Origin of the sequence: Vibrio sp. 10N.222.49.A3, assembly GCF_041475145.1 — a bacterium.
In the GTDB taxonomy this organism is placed as follows: domain Bacteria; phylum Pseudomonadota; class Gammaproteobacteria; order Enterobacterales; family Vibrionaceae; genus Vibrio; species Vibrio tasmaniensis_A.
Genome location: NZ_JBFRVM010000098.1, coordinates 8,574 through 11,192, shown reverse-complemented (window position 1 = coordinate 11,192; position 2,619 = coordinate 8,574). Strand labels below are relative to the sequence as shown.

3 protein-coding genes and 1 pseudogene are annotated in these 2,619 nt (G+C 43.2%); all 4 read right to left on the bottom strand.

What is annotated here, in order from left to right; all coding sequences use genetic code 11:
* Nucleotides 1-245 precede the first annotated feature (245 nt).
* Nucleotides 246-731 (bottom strand): DNA repair protein RadC, encoded by a 486-nt coding sequence (radC, locus tag AB4589_RS17250; RefSeq protein WP_371997718.1) that lies wholly within the window; start codon nt 729-731, stop codon nt 246-248.
* 51 nt (nt 732-782) lie between these two features.
* The gene (locus tag AB4589_RS17245; RefSeq protein WP_102258042.1) at nt 783-1,214 is read right to left on the bottom strand and encodes a hypothetical protein; all 432 of its coding nucleotides are present in this window, start codon (nt 1,212-1,214) and stop codon (nt 783-785) included.
* 201 nt (nt 1,215-1,415) lie between these two features.
* Nucleotides 1,416-1,625, bottom strand: a complete 210-nt coding sequence (locus AB4589_RS17240; RefSeq protein WP_133154775.1) for a hypothetical protein — start codon at nt 1,623-1,625, stop codon at nt 1,416-1,418.
* Between the two features lie 769 nt (nt 1,626-2,394).
* Nucleotides 2,395-2,619, bottom strand: a pseudogene (locus tag AB4589_RS17235) (IS5/IS1182 family transposase); the annotation flags it as partial.

Genomic DNA, 2,619 nt, shown 5'->3' with positions numbered 1-2,619 from the left:
ATTTTATCTGAAAGCTCATGACGAACCGCTTCGATCTTCTGATCGAGTTCTTTACGCGTATCATTTAACTGCTCTTGAGTGGCAGCATGAGCGGTTAGGTTGATCAGCTCTTCAACGCTTAATGTGACTTTGCTTGATTCAGACATAGTAGAAACCTTATTTAATTGCTTACAGTTTATAGCATTATGATGAGGAAGTCATTCACGCCAGAATAGGCGTAAATGAGAGACATGTTTCACTAATGGCTATATCCAACCACGCTCCACAAACGACACCACATCTTCAAAAGACACCACGAAATGATCGAGAACTCGAATATCAACCAAGGCTAACGCGTCGGTCAGTCGTCGAGTAATACGTCGATCGGCTTGACTGGGTGTGGCATCACCGCTGGGATGGTTATGATAAAAAATGACCGCGCTTGCATTTGTGGCCAGTGACTCTTTGACCACTTCACGCGGGTAAACGGATGCGGTGTCAATGGTGCCGTTAAACATCTCTTTTGTGCGTAAAACTCGATGCTGACTATCAAGAAAGATCACCCCAAACACTTCGCTTTCATTGGAAGCAAGTGAAGCCTGACAAAATGACTTCACCAATTTAGGGGAATTGAGTGGCGTCTGCTCTGACACAAACAACTTAGATTTTAAAATGCTCGCGGCATGGTGCAAGATATCTTTTTCTTCTACAGAGAAAAGGCTGTGATTAGAGTAGTTAGCAAGTACAGACATAATAGATCCCTTTTAATATTTAAAGTCGTGATGGGCGGCGCTCAGTCCGTGTTATTGGCCATACAAGATAGTCAGAAGATCTTTCGCTCTCGCTTGATGCTTAGCGGTCGTTTCAACGTTTCTCTCTTCTTTTTTCGCATAGGCGTAATCTTCTCGCATCTGTTTCACAGTCGTAGCTCTATCACATACGCCAATACTCACCCCTTTTCCTTTATTTCCTTCCTCCAAGATCAAAGAGTCGGTATAACCAAACTCATTAAGTAAAATCTCATGCACTTTAACCGCTCGAACGCTCGAATTAAAGTCCGTTGAATTCACCCAAATAAGTCCCTTTGAAACAGTCGCGGAAACGGTCGAACGCACTGCACGTTCAACGACCTGGCAGGAGATATCATTTTTTGGTGAGCTTTCGTGCCCAGCGGCGAAACGCTGGTCGCTGAACATCGATTTAGAGAGAGTTGGGCTTGAGTTTCGTTGTGCCATGAGGAGTTTCCTTTTTGTTTGAGTATCACTTTTATGGAGCCGCTTGGCTGTCCGGCAAGCGCTCATGGTTCTCAATAACAAGGGCGCGAAGCGTTCATATACCCTTGTTATTGGGGCTCTGAGCGAGCACGGTAAACAGCCTGCGAGCCCCATCAAATGATGCAAGTCGAAAGGGAAATCGGCACATAAGGCAACAAGCCCTTACTCGAACTTAATGGAGGTCAGTGAAATGAGTGAGGAGGTACGACGAACAGCAACGAGGAAGACTGACGAGGCGCAGGCGTTTAGGGTTGTATCGATAGGAGCTTGTAGAGAAGCACCTTCTGGTGCGGCACGCAGTGGCTCACTAGGGTGATGCCAATCTAGGCCATAGATGAAAGCTCCAAGAGAAAGCCTTGCCCGAAGGATCACGCCTAAGGAAAGAGCACCTCATTATTTCTCACCCCACGTAAAAAACTAAGAAGCAATAAGCTAAGAGATAAGAAGCCAAGAATGAGGATTCTTTAAATACATTTACCCGTCAGTAAGTCACTAGAATGGGTATATCGATACTGCCACCTTGCTCACTGTAACCTCCCTTTTGAGAGCCAAAGGTCAGCGTCCCTTTTTCAAAACGAGCATTAATGGTCTCAAGCGCTCGATTAAGCTCTAACTTGTTAGAGTTAGCCCCAAATCAGTCAAGCCAGTTTCTAAGTTAATGTATATACGTCTATAAGTAAGGCAAACACTTGTCGTATTTTCCAGTAGGAATAAAAACAGATATCGTCCTTACCTCACTTTTTTGAGACTTCACCTTAGTCATCACTTCAGCGCAGTGATGTACTATTTCTCCAAATAGCACATCCGTTTCTCTTAATCGGTTCCGATAAATTAGTTCAACTGAATTACGCAACAAAGAAATATCAAAATCCTTCATACGTGGTGCGAGCCATGTAAATCCAAATCAAACGGTGATGAAAACCGTGCGGTGCTTTATTAAATTATTCATATGTGTGCTCTACCCTTTGCCACTTAGAGTAGTTATATCAAGATATTTAGTTATAGTGCGTTAAGGACACAATGCCTTTCTAGCGTAAATCAATTTTAATTAAGCCAAGAAATTATTTACACCTTCGCAATAATTATTGGCTTTGTTGCGTAATTCAGTTTAGAAACAGAGTCTCCCCGTTTCTCATGCTTTTTAGTCAATACGACAAGTTTCAGGCATACCTAACCCAGTAAGCTTGTTCAACGGTTTTATCATCGCGTAAGTTTCACCCACCTGTGAATTGTAATTTCTTAAGCTCAATCGCCCTCCTAACAACTGTTTTACTCGATACATCACTGTTTCTGATAGTGAACGTCTGTGGTATCCATACCGCTCTTTCCAATACTTATTTGAGCCGTATAACTTCTGGCAACCCAC